This is a genomic window from Neobacillus sp. C211 (assembly GCF_051842875.1).
GTDB lineage: Bacteria > Bacillota > Bacilli > Bacillales > Cytobacillaceae > Neobacillus.
Genome location: NZ_JBPXRO010000027.1, coordinates 43,078 through 59,020 on the forward strand (window position 1 = coordinate 43,078; position 15,943 = coordinate 59,020).

Here is a 15,943-nt window from a genome sequence, read left to right on the forward strand (position 1 = left end):
TGCCAATATGAAACTTCATGAACTAAAACCTGCTGAGGGTTCTCGTAAAGATCGTAAGCGTCTAGGACGCGGTATCGGTTCTGGTCAAGGAAAAACTGCCGGTAAAGGTCATAAAGGTCAAAACGCTCGTTCGGGTGGCGGTGTACGTCTAGGTTTTGAAGGTGGTCAAACACCTTTATATCGTCGTTTACCAAAACGCGGATTTACAAACTTCAGCCGTAAGGAATATGCAGTTGTAAATCTTGATGCTTTAAACCGCTTTGCTGAAGGTACAGAAGTTACTCCAGAACTTCTTATCGAATCAGGTGTAGTTAGCAACGAAAAAGCAGGAATCAAAATTCTTGCAAAAGGGAACGTAGAGAAAAAGTTGACTGTCAAAGCTCACAAATTCTCCTCTGCTGCTAAGGAAGCGATCGAAGCTGCTGGTGGAAACACTGAGGTGATCTAATGTTCCAGACAATCTCCAATTTTATGCGCGTGGGTGAGATAAGACGGAAGATCATATTCACCCTTTTAATGTTAGTCGTATTTCGATTAGGTACATTTATCCCAGTACCCAATGTAAATGCAGATGTACTTGCAAATCAAGATAAGCTTAGTGTTTTCGGAATTTTAAATACTTTTGGCGGTGGAGCATTAAAACAATTCTCCATCTTTGCAATGGGTATCATGCCATATATCACTGCTTCGATCATAATACAGCTCCTGCAAATGGACGTTGTACCTAAGTTTACGGAATGGTCTAAGCAGGGTGAATCAGGCCGTCGTAAGATTGCTCAAATCACTCGATATTTCACAATTGTGCTTGGTTTTATCCAAGCATTAGGTATGTCCTACGGTTTTAATAATTTAGCCAGCGGTCAACTGATTGAAAATCCTGGAATTGCTACGTATCTGCTTATTGCAGTTGTCTTAACTGCAGGTACAGCATTTTTAATGTGGTTAGGGGAGCAGATTACTGAAAAAGGTGTTGGTAATGGAATTTCCATTATCATCTTTGCCGGTATTGTTGCTGGAATGCCATCAACTATTAATCAAATTTATGTACAGCAATTTGAGAATGCAGGAGAGGCATTATTCTTACGTATTGTTACTGTAGTGTTAATAGCACTTGCTGTTGTGGCTATTGTAGTTGGAGTTATTTTTATCCAACAAGCAAATCGTAAGATACCTATTCAATATGCTAAACGTGTGGTTGCTGGACGTAATCCTGTCGGAGGACAATCCACTCACATGCCATTAAAAGTTAATGCTGCGGGTGTAATTCCTGTAATCTTTGCGGTTTCATTCATTGTAACACCAAGAACGGTTGCATCATTTTTTCCAACTAATGATGTAACACTTTGGATTACAAAAGTATTTGATTATTCTCATCCAATCGGGATGACGTTATATGCTGCGTTAATTATCGCGTTTACTTATTTCTATGCATTTATCCAAGTTAACCCTGAACAAGCAGCGGAAAACTTGCAAAAGCAAAGCGGCTATATTCCAGGGATCCGTCCAGGAAAGAGCACGCAAGAATACTTAACACGCGTCTTATATCGTTTAACTTTTGTTGGTGCACTCTTCCTAGCTTTGATTGCTGTATTGCCTATGTTATTTATTCATTTAGCCAATCTGCCGCAATCGGCTCAAATCGGTGGAACAAGTTTGCTAATCGTTGTCGGTGTAGCATTAGATACGATGAAACAACTTGAAGCACAATTAGTTAAACGTCACTATAAAGGGTTTATAAAGTAAAGGTTTTGGGGGCCACTGCTCCCTAAAACCAATTTATAGCACGAGGGGGGAACACGTGTGAATTTAGTATTAATGGGGCTTCCGGGTGCCGGAAAAGGTACTCAAGCTGAAAGAATCGTCGAAAATTACGGCATCCCTCATATCTCTACTGGAGATATGTTCCGTGCAGCGATGAAAGAAGGAACAGAACTAGGTTTACAAGCGAAATCATTCATGGATAAAGGCGAACTTGTTCCTGATGAAGTAACAATCGGTATTGTTCGTGAACGATTAAGCAAGGAAGATTGTCAAAAGGGATTCCTTTTAGATGGCTTTCCTAGAACTGTACCTCAAGCAGAGGCGTTGGAAAATCTTTTAGTTGATTTAAATAAAAAAATTAACTATGTAATTAATATTAATGTCGATAAGGATTTATTAATGGAACGTTTGACAGGGCGTCGTATTTGTAAAGAATGTGGTTCTACGTATCATTTAGTTTTTAATCCTCCAAAACAAGAGGGCGTATGCGATCGTTGCGGAGGCGAGTTATACCAAAGAGCGGATGATAATGAAGAAACTGTTCAAAATCGTTTAGACGTGAATATCAAACAACAAGAACCATTATTAACTTTTTATAAAACAAAAGGTTATCTTCGCACGATTGATGGTCAGCAGGATATTAACAAGGTATTCTCTGATATCGAGCAATTACTTGGGGGCTTATAATGATCTTTTGCAAAACCCCTAGGGAAATTGAAATCATGCGCGCGGCCGGGCGGATTGTGGCCCTTACCCATCAAGAGTTACAAAAACATGTAGCTCCTGGAATTACCACAAAGGAATTAGACATGATTGCTGAAGAATTTATTCTCTCACAAGATGCATTTCCTTCGTTTAAAGGGTATAATGGTTTTCGCGGCAGCATTTGTACAAGTGTGAACGAAGAACTTGTTCATGGAATTCCTGGTAATCGTGTTCTCAATGAAGGAGACATTATTAGCATTGATATCGGTGCTAAGTATGAAGGTTATCATGGTGATTCAGCTTGGACCTATGCTGTAGGAGAGATTGATGATAATTCCCAGCATTTGCTTAAGGTAACAGAGGAATCTCTTTATCTAGGCATAAACGAAGCAAAACCGGGCGAGCGACTCTCGAACATCTCCCATGCGATTCAAACGTATGTGGAAGCAAATGGCTTTTCTATTGTACGCGAGTATGTAGGACACGGAGTAGGGCAAGACTTACATGAGGAACCTTCTATTCCACATTTTGGTCCGCCAAACAATGGTCCGCGTCTTATGCCTGGAATGGTACTTGCTATTGAACCGATGGTAAATGCCGGAAGCCGATATGTGAGAACATTGACTGACAATTGGACAGTTGTAACTGTTGACGGCAGGCGTTGTGCGCATTTCGAGCATACGGTTGCGATCACTGATGCAGGATTTGAAATCTTAACCAAATTATAAATTTGTGCAGATTTCAATAGTTGTTGTCGATTCTGGTCCGTTTTTAGGTAATTTGTAATATTTACTGAGGACAGAATGCTGCTCAATATGTTAGAATTGAAAGGTTGCATGACGACATACGAGCGAATAGCTTTGCTTGCTCTACCTAGTTTGAATAAACGCAATCCTGAAAAGAGAAGGGAAACGAGATCGATGGCCAAAGATGATGTAATTGAAATTGAAGGTAAAGTCATTGAAACATTGCCAAATGCAATGTTTAAGGTAGAATTAGAAAACGGTCATACCGTGCTAGCGCATGTTTCTGGTAAAATACGAATGCATTTCATTCGGATCCTTCCGGGTGACAAAGTGACTGTTGAGCTTTCTCCATATGACTTAACACGCGGAAGAATTACTTACCGCTTTAAATAATGCTTGCACTCCGTACTACTAAGGAGGTTAGGATAATAATGAAAGTAAGACCATCTGTTAAACCGATCTGCGAAAAGTGTAAAGTTATCCGTAGACGCGGAAAAGTTATGGTTATCTGTGAAAACCCTAAACATAAACAAAAACAAGGTTAATTTTGAAGGAGGTGCGCATTTTCTATGGCACGTATTGCTGGTGTAGATATTCCACGTGAAAAACGTGTAGTTATCTCTTTAACTTACATTTATGGAATTGGTAAAAATACTGCACAAAAAGTACTAGCAGAAGCTGGTGTTTCTGAAGATACACGTGTACGTGATTTAACAGAAGACGAATTAAACAAAATCCGTGACATCATCGACAAATTAAAAGTTGAAGGTGACCTTCGCCGTGAAATTTCTCTTAACATTAAGCGTTTAATGGAAATCGGCTGCTACCGCGGATTACGTCATCGTCGTGGTTTACCAGTTCGTGGACAAAATACGAAAAACAACGCTCGTACACGCAAAGGTCCTCGTAAGACTGTAGCGAACAAGAAGAAGTAATCGGTAAAGGAGGTTAATTTAAATGGCGCGTAAAACGAATACACGTAAACGTCGTGTTAAAAAGAATATTGAAGCTGGTATCGCTCATATCCGTTCAACATTTAACAATACGATTGTAACAATTACTGATGTACATGGTAATGCAATTTCATGGTCAAGTGCAGGTGCGCTTGGATTTAGAGGTTCTCGTAAATCCACACCATTTGCTGCACAAATGGCGGCTGAAACAGCAGCTAAGACTTCCATTGAACATGGTATGAAAACTTTAGAAGTTACTGTTAAAGGACCTGGTGCAGGACGTGAAGCTGCAATCCGTGCTCTTCAAGCTGCTGGTCTAGAAGTAACTGCAATTAAAGACGTTACACCTGTTCCTCATAATGGATGCCGTCCACCAAAACGTCGTCGTGTTTAATTTTTCTGTATAGATTTTGTATCATGCGTCTATAATGGGATATGATACTAATTTTTTGCACTCTTACAGAAGATTTATTCCAGTTGTTGTGCACAAAACGGGAACTTATACATGGGGACTTTTAATTAGCAAATATGCTGATTTAGAGTTTCGACGTTTTGAAGGAGGGTTATTTGATGATCGAAATAGAAAAACCAAAAATCGAAACGATTGAGATCAACGATGATGCTAAGTATGGCAAATTCATCGTAGAGCCACTTGAGCGTGGATATGGTACCACTTTGGGTAACTCCTTACGTCGTATCCTATTATCTTCACTCCCAGGTGCCGCGGTTACATCGATTCAAATCGATGGGGTACTTCATGAGTTCTCAACAATTGAAGGCGTCGTAGAGGATGTAACATCCATCATTTTAAACATTAAAAAATTAGCTTTAAAAATCTACTCTGATGAAGAGAAGACGCTTGAGTTTGATGTACAAGGTGAGGGTCCAGTTTTAGCTGGCAATATTACTCATGATAGTGATGTTGAGGTTTTAAATCCAGAACTTCATATTGCAACATTAGCTGCAAATGGTCATCTTCGCATGCGTTTGACTGCTAGACGTGGACGTGGATATACACCGGCTGTTCAAAACAAAAGAGAAGATCAACCGATAGGTGTTATTCCAATTGATTCCATTTTCACACCAGTTTCTCGTGTACAATTTCAAGTAGAAAACACACGTGTTGGTCAAATGTCTAATTTCGACAAGCTCACACTTGATGTTTGGACAGATGGAAGCACTGGGCCAAAAGAAGCGATCGCTCTTGGATCCAAAATTTTGACCGAGCATTTGAATATTTTCGTTGGTTTAACTGATGAAGCTCAAAATGCTGAAATCATGATTGAAAAAGAAGAAGACCAAAAAGAAAAAGTTCTTGAAATGACTATTGAAGAACTAGATCTTTCTGTTCGTTCTTACAATTGCTTAAAGCGTGCTGGAATCAACACTGTTCAGGAATTAGCTAATAAGACTGAAGAAGATATGATGAAAGTTCGTAACTTAGGCCGTAAATCACTTGAAGAAGTGAAGGCAAAACTAGAAGAGCTTGGATTAGGCTTGCGTAAAGACGACTGATTTGTTTACCGTTATACACATGCGTTAATCCGTTTAATGACTTCAACAAAGGAGGGAACCCTTCATGGCATACAGAAAGTTAGGACGCACAAGTGCACAGCGTAAAGCTATGCTACGTGATTTAACTACAGATTTAATTATCAATGAGCGCATTGAAACAACAGAAACTCGTGCGAAAGAAATTCGTGTGACTGTTGAAAAAATGATCACTTTAGGTAAACGTGGTGATTTACACGCTCGTCGTCAAGCTGCTTCATATGTTCGTAACGAAGTTGCTGATGCTGAAAATAACACAAGTGCAATACAAAAACTTTTCGCTGATATCGCTCCACGTTATCAAGAGCGTCAAGGTGGATACACTCGTATTATGAAACTTGGACCACGCCGCGGTGACGGTGCACCAATGGTTATTATCGAGTTAGTTTAATATAGCTTTAACAGACAACAAGGGCGCTGGACAGTTTACAAACAAACTTGTTCTTTGCCCTTTTTCTGTAAATGAATCTTATATCAAGATGACCCAAGCCAAAAAAGAGTGTTATGATGAGCGTAACTCCAATTCATTGGAGAAAATCTAAAAGTTTTACTTGATTTCATCTAGCTTTTCTACGTGACTTGATTTCTTGTATCTTTTATCATCTCGCAGCTATTGGTGCGCAGATTGAAATTAATAAATACGTCTCGTCTAGCTCATGCACCTCCTCTCATTTCTTTTATAGAAATTCCTTACATCGCAGTTTAAAGCGAAACTGCATAGGGACGAGGTGCAGGCTTTTTTTTATATGTAAAAGAAATAATGAGCAGAGAATTGTTTAGCTGAGAGGAGGAATTATCTGTGAAAAACTCGATTGTATCTCTTAATGGAGTATCTTTTCAATATGACGCACAAGAACGTTATGCTTTGAACAATGTCTCTTTTGATATATATGAAGGAGAATGGCTCGCGATTGTCGGTCATAATGGGTCAGGAAAATCCACGATGGCAAAACTCCTAAATGGGCTGCAATTTCCACAAACAGGTGAGATTACAGTTTGCGGAATAAAGCTGGATGAAGAGTCAATTTGGGATATCCGTAAAAAATTAGGGATGGTCTTTCAAAACCCTGACAATCAGTTTGTTGGAACGACAGTACAGGATGATGTGGCTTTTGGTCTAGAAAATAACGGCATTCCTAGAGACGAAATGGTCACAAGGGTCGAGGACTCGTTAAAGAGAGTTAAGATGGATAAGTTTCTATATCAAGAGCCCCACCATCTATCAGGCGGACAAAAGCAACGTGTGGCAATAGCTGGTGTACTAGCTTTACGGCCATCGATCATCATACTTGATGAAGCAACTTCCATGCTTGATCCAAGAGGACGCGAAGAGGTATTAGAGACCGTCCGATTATTAAAAGAAGAGAAATCATTGACCGTTATCTCGATTACACATGATTTAGAAGAGGCAGCTAAGGCGGATCGAATCATCGTCATGAACAAAGGGGAGGTCTTCCGGGAGGGTACACCTGAAGAGATTTTCTCTATGGATGAACAATTGGTTCAGTTAGGGTTAGATATTCCTTTTTCAGTGAAAATGACGAAAGCTTTAAGGAATGATGGAATCGATCTATCTAGGCACTATTTATCGGAAGAAGAGTTGGTGAAAGAGTTATGGACATCTCGCTCAAACATGTAGATTATCGTTATCAAGTCAATACTCCTTTTGAACGACTGGCCATTGAGGATGTGTCTATTGATATTCCTTCAGGTGTGTATATGGCGATTATTGGTCATACCGGGTCAGGGAAATCAACAGTCCTGCAGCATTTAAACGCTCTCCTTCAACCAACAAAAGGAACTGTAGCAATTGGCGAACATGAAATTAAAGCTTTGCAAAAAAATAAGAACTTAAAAAAAGTCCGGCAAAAAGTTGGCATCGTCTTTCAATTTCCTGAACACCAGTTATTTGAAGAGACGGTGGAAAAAGATATTATTTTTGGGCCGTTGAATTTTGGGGTTTCTGAAACAGCAGCAAAGGAAAGGGCACGGGTTGCTTTAAAACAAGTGGGTCTAGAGGAAGATATACTAAATAAATCACCGTTTGACCTCTCTGGTGGACAAATGCGCCGCGTCGCAATTGCAGGAGTACTTGCAATGGAGCCCGATGTTATTGTCCTGGACGAGCCTACTGCGGGTTTAGACCCAAGAGGCCGAAAAGAAGTTATGGATATGTTCTTTTCTCTTCATAAGGAAAGAAAGCTCTCTACCATTCTTGTTACACATAGTATGGAAGATGCTGCTAGATATGCAGACCAAATTGTGATCATGCAGCAAGGGAAGGTTGCCAATAAAGGGACACCAGAAGAGATTTTCTCCGCACCGACTGAGCTCGTTGAAATGGGACTTGATGTTCCTGAGGTCGTTCGGTTTCAACTGAAGCTTGAGGAGAAACTTGGCATGAAATTTGAGAAAATTTTTCTAACCATTGATGAGTTGTCAGCTGCTGTTACTAAGGTATTAAGTAGAGGTGTTCACTCATGATGGAAAAAATGATTTTTGGGCGCTATGTCCCGGCAGATTCTATTATTCATAAAATGGACCCTCGTTCAAAATTAATGATCATCTTTCTATTTGTTTGTGTTATTTTTTTAGCAAACAATGTCGTAACCTATGCACTTATTGGAATTTATACTTTTTTAATGCTTGGATTGTCGCGGGTCCCGGTACGCTTTTTATATGGCGGTCTTAAACCAGTCATCTGGCTCGTTCTTTTTACCTTGGTGCTGCAACTTTTTTTTACGAAAGAAGGTACCCTTTTATTTGAACTAGGTCCAGTAAAAATTTACGAGGAAGGGGTGAGACAGGGGATTTTTATTTCCTTGCGATTCTTTTTCTTAATTTTAATGACGTCGTTGTTGACGTTAACCACCACCCCAATTGAGATTACCGATGGCCTTGAAACGCTGTTACATCCTTTAAATAAGGTCCGCTTCCCTGTCCACGAAATGGCATTAATGATGTCTATTTCCTTAAGGTTCATTCCTACACTTATGCAGGAAACGGATAAAATAATGAAGGCGCAAATAGCCCGTGGCGTTGAGTTTGCTAGCGGCCCTTTTAAGGAACGCATTAAAGCCGTCATTCCACTGCTTATCCCATTGTTTGTCAGTTCCTTTAAACGAGCGGAGGAATTAGCGATCGCTATGGAGGCTAGAGGATATCAAGGCGGGGAAGGAAGAACAAAATACCGGGAATTATCCTGGAAAATAACTGATTCCTTACAGATTGGGATATTAGTCCTTCTATCGATCCTACTATTTTTATTACGTTCATAATGGAGCGAAACCATGGCAAGGTATAAATGTATTATTTCCTATGACGGGTCGGGCTTTTCCGGCTATCAGGTCCAACCAAATAAGCGAACCGTACAGTCTGTATTAGAAGCTGTTTTATCAAAAATGCATAAGGGTGATACGGTGAAAGTCGTCGGCTCAGGTCGAACGGATGCCGGTGTTCACGCAAAAGGACAAGTTATTCATTTTGATTCACCACTACTGATTCCAGCTGACAAGTGGGAGAAAGCATTGAATTCCATGCTGCCTGAAGATATTTCCGTTCTAAGGGTTGTTACTGTCACCGAGTCCTTTCATGCTCGCTTCGACGCGAAAGGGAAGGAATATCGCTATGTTCTTCATTTATCTCAAAAAAGAGATCCTTTTCAGCGGAAATTTGCTTATCAATATCCATACCGTTTAAATTTCCAGGCGATGGAGGAGGCAAGTAAACTTTTCCTTGGTACACATGACTTTACTAGTTTTTGTGCGGCAAAGACGGAAGTAGTTGATAAAGTTCGAACGATTGAATCGATTGACTTTACACGTAAGGATGAGTTACTGACGATCCGTTTTGTTGGAAATGGCTTTTTGTATAATATGGTTCGTATTTTAGTTGGAACTTTATTAGAGGTGGGATCAGGTGAACGCAGTCCTGAAGATATTCCGATTATATTAGCCCATAAAGACCGGAGGCTATCGGGAAAGACAGCTCCAGGTCATGGTTTATATCTTTGGGAAGTCTTTTATGAATAAAATGAGCTAAACAACTTCACCTGGTGTAACATTTTCTTGACATATTGACCCGCAGGTTTTATTATATTAGATGTGCGTGTTTTTAATCCCACGATAAAGCCCCGGAAAGTCTTCATCGTGATTGAAAATATATGAATACAAACTTAACCGCACAAGGGTATTAGATGTTCATTCCCGGAACAGAATCGGACTCTAATTACTTTAAAAGTGCGAAAACAATAATCTTTTATGGATTTAAATTAGGAGGGAAACTCATGCGTACAACGTTTATGGCAAATGCCAACACTATCGAGCGTAAATGGTACGTAATTGATGCTGAGGGCAAAACTCTTGGACGTCTTGCTTCTGAAGTAGCATCAATTTTACGTGGTAAAAACAAACCAACTTTTACACCACATGTTGACACTGGTGATAATGTAATTATTCTTAATGCTTCAAAAGTAGAACTTACTGGAAAGAAATTAACTGACAAGATTTACTACCGTCACACAATGCATCCAGGTGGTTTAAAAACAAGAACTGCTCTAGAAATGCGTACTAACTATGCTGAGAAAATGATCGAGCTTGCTGTTAAAGGTATGCTTCCAAAGAATTCTCTTGGCCGTCAAATGTTTAAAAAATTACATGTATATGCTGGCAGCGAACATCCGCACCAAGCACAACAACCTGAAGTTTACGAACTTCGCGGTTAATAAAGAGGGAGGGAATTAACTTGGCACAAGTTCAATATATCGGTACAGGTCGCCGTAAAAGTTCTGTTGCACGTGTACGTTTAGTACCAGGCACAGGTAAAATTATTGTAAATAGTCGTGGAATTGAAGATTATATCCCATTTGAAGCATTACGTGTTGTTGTAAGACAACCATTAGTAGCTACTGAAACAGTTGGAAGCTATGATGTTCTTGTAAACGTAAGCGGCGGTGGATACACTGGTCAAGCTGGCGCAATCCGCCACGGTATTGCTCGCGCATTACTTCAAGCTGACCCTGAATTCCGTCCAACATTAAAGCGCGCTGGATTATTAACTCGTGATGCACGTATGAAAGAACGTAAAAAATACGGTCTTAAAGGTGCTCGTCGTGCGCCTCAGTTCTCAAAGCGTTAATCTTTTGCGAACATACAAAGACTCCCAACCATTTGGTTGGGGGTCTTTTTTTACAAATAAAAACCCCAGGCTTGGCCTAGGGATCTAAAAGTATCTTTTTTTGGCTATTTTTTAATTTGGAAGTTAATTGTCCACTGTCCCTTTTGATTTAGAATTGCATCTGTACTAAGTGCCGCATTTGAAGTGGCAGGTATATATTGCGGCATGTTCACCTTGACCGCACCTTGATATTTCTGGCTGCTTATTTTTTTATGTTCGGCATCAATCCCTTGAAGACTATTATTCGCAATGGAAATTTCCGGGTTTTCTAACAGCCCTTTCCCGTCTTCAACCATCAAATTATCTGTTGTAGATTCTACGGTATAATACAGAATCATCTCTTGACCGTAGTTTGTGATCGCATAGTTAGTAATCGTAAGTTTGATCCCGCCATTTTCCGCGGTACCGACCGTTTTTTCCGGTGCAGCCAACGCGCTTTGGGAAGAAGTCCATGCTCCCCCAACGAGAAAGCAAAGTAATAAGACAAACCCACCCAACCGATTCGTCATTTTTGAGAAAACCTTCATTCAATCACCATCCTGAGATTCTTTAAATTCATTCAAATATAGAATGTCTCCATATTTGGTAAATATTCCTCTCCCACCATTGTTAAAAATCATTTTGTGATTAATATTTTTTTGCATAATTAAGGAATCTTTTACTCAATATAGAAAAAAGAGTGAGGACCAATAAAGTAGGGTTCTCCCCGAATGGGAAAATTCAGAGGCAACCAAAAATAGAGGCAATCACTCTGGACTTATAAGCATAAGGAGGGTCTTTTTTTGAATCGTTATTTAAAAGCGATAATCGTAGCTTTATTGGCGGTAGTATTAATTGTTGGCTGTCAGCAGAAACCTGCAAAAAAGGATAATACTGCCAATAAACAAACCACCAGTTCTGAAAAAGATAAAGGTTTTCCACTTTGGGGGTATGACTTACAACAAACTCGGCATGTCCCTTATAACAAGATTACAAAAGACAATGTGAAGGATTTAGGTATTGTCTGGCAGGCAGATTTGGCAAATTGGGATAAGAAGATTCCGAATGCCTCGGAGGATTTCCCGGTAGTGAAAGATGGTGTCATGTATGTCACGACATCAATGAACCGAGTGTTTGCCATTGATGCCTCAAATGGGAAGAAAATTTGGCAATGGACGCCGCCAAAAGATGTACTTTACCATCTAGACCATGCGGATCTAAGCCTTTTAGAGGTTGTTGCCAGCCGGGGTGTGGCTGTTGCGGAAGGCAATGTGTTTGTCCTTATTGCGGATAATCGCTTAGCCAAACTTAACGCGAAAGACGGAAAATTGATTAAAATGATCAACCTTTGGGATACAATACCAGGAGCCAAGCTTGAAAACCGATATTATGAAACAATGGCTCCGATGTTCTATAAAGGAAACGTCTATGTGGGAAGCAGCGGCGGTGATAATGGCATTCGCGGCTTTGTGATGGCCTATAAAGCAAGTGACTTGACGCCAGCCTGGGATGGACCCTTTTGGACAGTCCCTGAGAAGGGGGAAGGTTGGGTGAAGGGCAAATATACAGGGGGCGGAGCGGTCTGGGGAGAGATTGCTTTTGACCCGGACACTGACGTGATGTATTTTGGCACGGGTAATCCCGCTCCTGACTTTTTTAAGAAAATCCGCCTAGGTAAAAACCCTTATACAGACTCGGTCGTTGCTCTTGAAAGTAAAACAGGCAAATTGATTTGGGCAAATTCGGAAATGGATGAGGAGGACGAATGGGATTATGATGCGGCCTCGACTCCGATGATTCTCAATGCTACGGTCAACAACAAAAAGCAGAAAATCGTCGTACACGGCGGAAAGAACGGGAAATGGTTTGCGTGGGATGCCAAATCAGGGGACACCATTTATAATGGCGTTCCATTCGTCAAAATCCAGCACACGTCACAGCCGACGGATCCAAATAAACCGGCGATGCAATGGCCGGGAGCGGAAGGCGGACAAAACTATGCTCCGGAAACCTATGATCCTAAAACCAATTATGTATTGATTCCTGGTATTAATAAGCCATCTTTAGAGGTTGCAGCAAAAGATGAAAATGAACTTGAGCAAAAAAAAGGTTTATTCCCAGGAACTGCGATAACGTTAGGGCCAAAAGGTGAAGACATATCCGGTACTATCACCGCCATTGATGTGAATACTGGCAAGCGTGCCTATCAGAATAAGACTAAACAACCAATGCGCGGAGGTTTTACAGGTACGACTACAGGACTTGCTTTTTACGGCGAATTGGATGGAACGGTAAATGCTCTTGATATTAAAACTGGAAAAGTTTTATGGAACATGAAAAGCGGCGGGGCTCAGATTATGATGGCACCGACGATTTATATGGATGGTGGTAAACAATACGTTACTTTTGTTACTGGAACAAAGGTTGTAACCTACGGACTGGGGGGGAATAAATCAGTAACTCCTGCAAAAGATCCGGGGGGCGCCGATCCAGAAGGCTCAGGGAAAACTGATAACGCCAATCATGGCAGCCACGGGAATAAAGAAAAAGATAAGAAACAGCCGGCTGATATGAATGCTGAAGTAATTTACAAAAAGAGCTGTATGTCCTGTCATGGTGGAAATCTAGAAGGAGGGGCAGGCCCTGACCTAAGACATGTTGGTGTATCCATGTCTGAAGAGGAGATATTGAATCAAATCATTAACGGAGGCGGACGTATGCCTGGAGGTCTTGTTGATAAGGATGAGGCCGAAGTATTGGCAAAATGGCTGTCCCAGAAGAAGTAATTTAATAGAACCAAGACAACCTGAGTTTACGGACTCAGGTTGTTTTTTTGGGTCAAGGAGTGTTTGCATCCAAGCTTGTCCTTTTTTGCAGCATTTTGCAAAACACGGGCTTACTTTGGACAACTTCAAGTTGAAATTCAAGTTATTTTGGTGTTTCCGCCGACATAAGATAGTTTTGAAAGGTAAAATCAGACACTCCTTTAAAAAATAATCATTATTGAAAGTGTATGAAAGGGGAGGATCACATGTGGATAAAGCCTGAGTACGAAATAATCAACACTTCTAGCGAGGTGACGATGTATTCCTACATCGGCAAGTAGCGCAGACTGCTTGGCTCTTGTTCATGATTTTAACCAAAACACGGAGGGTGTGCCAAATGAATCGTTACTTAAAATCAGTGATGGGTGTGATGATCGGGGGTGCTACAGCAGGTGGCTGGCTGCTTGTCGATCTCCTGCTTCCTGATCCAATAGGGGACTATTTACTATTTATCCTGATGGCTGTGGTGAATATGACGATAGGTTGGCAGGTTGGCAGGTTATTTGGAAAACCGCGGAATATTGAAAAAAGCAATGCCCGCATCGAAGGGAAAGGACTGAAACCAAATTCGAATTAGAGTATTAGGAGCGGCGGCCGGAGGAGGCTTTCCGCAGTGGAACTGTGCCTGTCCCAACTGTCGGGCAGTCCGCTTAGGAGACGCTTCACTCCGGCCATTATTACAATCTTCGCTTGCGGTAACTGCCAATGAAAAGGACTGGTACCTTATCAATGCAGGACCGGATATTCTCCGGCAAATTGAATTGTTTGCTTCACTAAATGCAGGTCCAGGCATAAGAGAGACCCCTCTTGCCGGTGTTTTTTTAACCGATGCGGAGCTCGACCATACGATCGGGCTATTATCACTGCGGGAGGGCTCCAGTATGACGATTTATGGAACCAAGATGGTACGAAGCTGCTTGCAATCCGCTTTTCCGGTGTTTCCAATGCTAAAAAACTATTGTTCATGGGAATGGCAGTCTCTTGATCCAGGCCTTCGGCAAAGGGTGGGACCATTACATGAAGGAGCAGAAGGAACCATCATCGTTGAGCCGGTTCCCGTTTCGAAAAAACCGCCGCTCTACGTTAGGTCGACCCAGGAGCTGGACTGTCAAGAAGATATTTGGGAGGTTGGACTGGTTCTTCATAATGAGGATTCGGGCAGGTGTCTTGCTTTCTTTCCTACATTAGAAAAGATTACTCCGGCTATAGAAGCTTGTTTAAAGAAAGCCGATATTCTGATGGTAGATGGAACTTTTTGGTCGGAAGATGAATTAACCGGGATGGGGGCAGCCGCTCGTGACGCAAGAAGCATGGGCCACTTACCGATTAGCGGACCATCAGGCACCATGGAGTTATTAGCCTCCTTCCCGGCAGAAAGAAAAATTCTAATCCACATTAACAACAGCAACCCTATTTTGAAAAAGGACTCCGTGGAGAGGTATACATTGGAGCGGCTTGGTATTGAAGTGGCCTATGATGGTATGGAAATGGAGGTGTGATAATGCTGGAGCAAAAAAGGTTCGTTAGCCGTGATAAAAAAAGGGAAGAGCTTTGGTCGGCGGATGAATTCACGGGGCGGTTAAGGAATGTAGGGCGTTCTTCCTATCATGACAAACATCCATTTCATAAAGTGATGCACCAAGGAAACTTAAGCAAAGAACAGATCCGCGGCTGGGTGGCCAACCGATACTACTACCAGAAATCAGTCCCAATTAAAGATGCAGCCATCCTGTCCAATCTGCCGTCAAGGGAACTGAGGCGAGAGTGGATTGGCCGTATTCTTGATCATGACGGAAGGCGTGGAGAAGATGGCGGTATTGAAGCATGGCTGCGGCTGGGAGAAGCGGTGGGATTGTCTCGGGAAGAAGTCATACGGGAGGAGTATGTTGTCCCAGGCGTTCGATTTGCCGTGGATGCCTATGTGAACTTCGCCCGGACAAAACCGTGGATTGAAGCTGTTGCCTCCTCGCTGACGGAATTGTTTTCGCCTGACCTTATCTCAAAAAGGATAAAAGTTTTTGAGCAGCTGTATCCTTGGATTGACCGTTCAGGGCTTGATTATTTTCAAAGCCGTTTGACTCAGGCACCTTGTGATTCGGATGTGGCCCTTAGACTTGTTTTAACCCAATGTCGAACAACGGAAGCACAGCAGCGAGCTGTCAACGCCTTGCGGTTCAAATGTGATGTATTATGGGCACAGCTTGATGCCATTGAAAAGGCCTATCCCCCTAAACCGTGAAATAGGAAG

Annotated in this window: 22 protein-coding genes; 21 read left to right on the top strand and 1 reads right to left on the bottom strand. The window is 41.5% G+C overall.

The genetic code is table 11. From position 1 onward, the window contains the following. Positions 1 to 7: 7 nt before the first annotated feature. From rplO to rpsI, 16 genes are all read left to right on the top strand, one after another. Positions 8 to 448: a 50S ribosomal protein L15 gene (gene rplO, locus ACSU6B_RS21830; protein ID WP_168241509.1), complete on the top strand. Its 441-nt coding sequence runs from the start codon at positions 8 to 10 to the stop codon at positions 446 to 448. Then, positions 448 to 1,743 carry a preprotein translocase subunit SecY gene (secY, locus tag ACSU6B_RS21835; RefSeq protein WP_410888412.1) on the top strand — a complete coding sequence of 432 codons (1,296 nt, stop codon included), beginning with the start codon at positions 448 to 450 and terminating at the stop codon, positions 1,741 to 1,743. The genes rplO and secY overlap by 1 nt, the downstream gene beginning before the upstream one ends. A 57-nt stretch (positions 1,744 to 1,800) precedes the next feature. Further along, complete coding sequence (locus tag ACSU6B_RS21840; RefSeq protein WP_410888413.1) at positions 1,801 to 2,448, top strand: adenylate kinase; 648 nt, start codon at positions 1,801 to 1,803, stop codon at positions 2,446 to 2,448. Continuing rightward, a complete protein-coding gene (gene map, locus ACSU6B_RS21845) occupies positions 2,448 to 3,194 on the top strand; it encodes a type I methionyl aminopeptidase (protein WP_410888414.1) in 747 nt (248 codons plus the stop codon). The genes ACSU6B_RS21840 and map overlap by 1 nt, the downstream gene beginning before the upstream one ends. A 192-nt stretch (positions 3,195 to 3,386) precedes the next feature. Continuing rightward, positions 3,387 to 3,605 (top strand): translation initiation factor IF-1, encoded by a 219-nt coding sequence (gene infA, locus ACSU6B_RS21850; RefSeq protein WP_007085268.1) that lies wholly within the window; start codon positions 3,387 to 3,389, stop codon positions 3,603 to 3,605. Positions 3,606 to 3,643: 38 nt separating this feature from the next. After that, positions 3,644 to 3,757 (top strand): 50S ribosomal protein L36, encoded by a 114-nt coding sequence (gene rpmJ, locus ACSU6B_RS21855; RefSeq protein WP_000868344.1) that lies wholly within the window; start codon positions 3,644 to 3,646, stop codon positions 3,755 to 3,757. A 24-nt stretch (positions 3,758 to 3,781) separates the two neighbouring features. Further along, positions 3,782 to 4,147 (top strand): 30S ribosomal protein S13, encoded by a 366-nt coding sequence (rpsM, locus tag ACSU6B_RS21860; protein ID WP_026565543.1) that lies wholly within the window; start codon positions 3,782 to 3,784, stop codon positions 4,145 to 4,147. Between the two features lie 22 nt (positions 4,148 to 4,169). Continuing rightward, on the top strand, positions 4,170 to 4,559 hold the full coding sequence (gene rpsK / locus ACSU6B_RS21865; protein WP_075689916.1) for a 30S ribosomal protein S11: 390 nt from the start codon (positions 4,170 to 4,172) through the stop codon (positions 4,557 to 4,559). Positions 4,560 to 4,735: 176 nt separating this feature from the next. Beyond that, positions 4,736 to 5,680, top strand: coding sequence for a DNA-directed RNA polymerase subunit alpha (locus ACSU6B_RS21870; protein ID WP_088085002.1), 945 nt, complete (start codon positions 4,736 to 4,738; stop codon positions 5,678 to 5,680). A 64-nt stretch (positions 5,681 to 5,744) separates the two neighbouring features. Further along, positions 5,745 to 6,107, top strand: coding sequence for a 50S ribosomal protein L17 (gene rplQ / locus ACSU6B_RS21875; protein ID WP_168241513.1), 363 nt, complete (start codon positions 5,745 to 5,747; stop codon positions 6,105 to 6,107). Positions 6,108 to 6,515: 408 nt separating this feature from the next. Continuing rightward, on the top strand, positions 6,516 to 7,355 hold the full coding sequence (locus ACSU6B_RS21880) for an energy-coupling factor ABC transporter ATP-binding protein (RefSeq protein ID WP_168241514.1): 840 nt from the start codon (positions 6,516 to 6,518) through the stop codon (positions 7,353 to 7,355). Further along, complete coding sequence (locus ACSU6B_RS21885; RefSeq protein WP_215009939.1) at positions 7,331 to 8,200, top strand: energy-coupling factor ABC transporter ATP-binding protein; 870 nt, start codon at positions 7,331 to 7,333, stop codon at positions 8,198 to 8,200. Before ACSU6B_RS21880 ends, ACSU6B_RS21885 begins: the two co-directional genes overlap by 25 nt. Then, positions 8,197 to 8,994 carry an energy-coupling factor transporter transmembrane component T family protein gene (locus ACSU6B_RS21890; protein WP_410888415.1) on the top strand — a complete coding sequence of 266 codons (798 nt, stop codon included), beginning with the start codon at positions 8,197 to 8,199 and terminating at the stop codon, positions 8,992 to 8,994. Before ACSU6B_RS21885 ends, ACSU6B_RS21890 begins: the two co-directional genes overlap by 4 nt. A 12-nt stretch (positions 8,995 to 9,006) precedes the next feature. Continuing rightward, the gene (gene truA / locus ACSU6B_RS21895) at positions 9,007 to 9,747 is read left to right on the top strand and encodes a tRNA pseudouridine(38-40) synthase TruA (RefSeq protein ID WP_410888416.1); all 741 of its coding nucleotides are present in this window, start codon (positions 9,007 to 9,009) and stop codon (positions 9,745 to 9,747) included. Positions 9,748 to 10,001: 254 nt separating this feature from the next. Continuing rightward, entirely contained in the window at positions 10,002 to 10,439 is a 438-nt protein-coding gene (gene rplM / locus ACSU6B_RS21900; protein ID WP_088085008.1) for a 50S ribosomal protein L13, read from the top strand. 20 nt (positions 10,440 to 10,459) lie between these two features. Then, positions 10,460 to 10,852 carry a 30S ribosomal protein S9 gene (gene rpsI / locus ACSU6B_RS21905; protein WP_215000111.1) on the top strand — a complete coding sequence of 131 codons (393 nt, stop codon included), beginning with the start codon at positions 10,460 to 10,462 and terminating at the stop codon, positions 10,850 to 10,852. Between the two features lie 104 nt (positions 10,853 to 10,956). On the opposite strand, the gene ACSU6B_RS21910 is transcribed toward rpsI, so the two are convergent. Next, the gene (locus tag ACSU6B_RS21910; protein ID WP_410888417.1) at positions 10,957 to 11,418 is read right to left on the bottom strand and encodes a hypothetical protein; all 462 of its coding nucleotides are present in this window, start codon (positions 11,416 to 11,418) and stop codon (positions 10,957 to 10,959) included. Between the two features lie 255 nt (positions 11,419 to 11,673). Between ACSU6B_RS21910 and ACSU6B_RS21915 the strand changes: the two genes are divergently transcribed. From ACSU6B_RS21915 to pqqC, 5 genes are all read left to right on the top strand, one after another. Beyond that, on the top strand, positions 11,674 to 13,656 hold the full coding sequence (locus ACSU6B_RS21915) for an outer membrane protein assembly factor BamB family protein (RefSeq protein WP_410888418.1): 1,983 nt from the start codon (positions 11,674 to 11,676) through the stop codon (positions 13,654 to 13,656). 245 nt (positions 13,657 to 13,901) lie between these two features. Continuing rightward, on the top strand, positions 13,902 to 13,976 hold the full coding sequence (gene pqqA, locus ACSU6B_RS21920) for a pyrroloquinoline quinone precursor peptide PqqA (RefSeq protein WP_373463227.1): 75 nt from the start codon (positions 13,902 to 13,904) through the stop codon (positions 13,974 to 13,976). Between the two features lie 56 nt (positions 13,977 to 14,032). After that, a complete protein-coding gene (locus ACSU6B_RS21925; RefSeq protein ID WP_410888419.1) occupies positions 14,033 to 14,272 on the top strand; it encodes a hypothetical protein in 240 nt (79 codons plus the stop codon). Then, positions 14,268 to 15,194 (top strand): pyrroloquinoline quinone biosynthesis protein PqqB, encoded by a 927-nt coding sequence (gene pqqB, locus ACSU6B_RS21930; RefSeq protein ID WP_410888430.1) that lies wholly within the window; start codon positions 14,268 to 14,270, stop codon positions 15,192 to 15,194. Before ACSU6B_RS21925 ends, pqqB begins: the two co-directional genes overlap by 5 nt. 2 nt (positions 15,195 to 15,196) lie before the next feature. Then, positions 15,197 to 15,934: a pyrroloquinoline-quinone synthase PqqC gene (gene pqqC, locus ACSU6B_RS21935; RefSeq protein ID WP_410888431.1), complete on the top strand. Its 738-nt coding sequence runs from the start codon at positions 15,197 to 15,199 to the stop codon at positions 15,932 to 15,934. The last annotated feature ends 9 nt before the right edge of the window (positions 15,935 to 15,943 follow it).